Consider the following 560-nt stretch of genomic DNA (forward strand, 5'->3'; position numbering starts at 1 on the left):
GGCCTGTGCGCCGAGCGCTCCCTGGAGCTGGTGGTGGGCCTGTTCGCCATCCTCAAGGCTGGCGGCGCCTACGTCCCTCTCGACCCGTCCTACCCTCGCGAGCGTCTGGCGTGGATGCTCGAGGACGCGCGTCCCGCCGTCCTCGTGGCCCAGCCCTCGCTGCTGGCCCGACTGCCGGAGACGCTGGGCGCTCGCGTGGTGTCCCTGGACGACGCGTCGCTGCGCGCGCTGCCCACGCACGCGCCCGCGCCGCTGGCCACCCCGGACTCGCTGGCCTACGTCCTCTTCACCTCGGGTTCCACCGGCCGCCCCAAGGGTGTCCAGGTGCCCCACCGCACCGTCTCCAACTTCTTCACCGGCATGGACGCCCACCTCGCGCGGCCCCCTCACGCCGCCTGGCTGGCCGTCACCCGCCTGTCCTTCGACATCTCCGTCCTCGAGCTGCTCTGGACGCTGGCGCGTGGCTTCCGCGTCCTGCTGCAGGCCGACACCCTGAGTCCCGACTGGCTGCCGCGCGCCGTGCGCCAGCACGCCATCACCCACCTGCAGTGCACGCCGTC

1 protein-coding gene is annotated in these 560 nt (G+C 73.4%); it reads left to right on the forward strand.

Going from position 1 to position 560, the window contains the following annotated elements:
* Positions 1 to 560 (forward strand): AMP-binding protein (locus HG543_RS54060; RefSeq protein WP_169352726.1); only part of this gene is annotated, 560 nt, incomplete at both ends.

It is taken from the genome of Pyxidicoccus fallax (genome assembly GCF_012933655.1).
GTDB lineage: Bacteria > Myxococcota > Myxococcia > Myxococcales > Myxococcaceae > Myxococcus > Myxococcus fallax.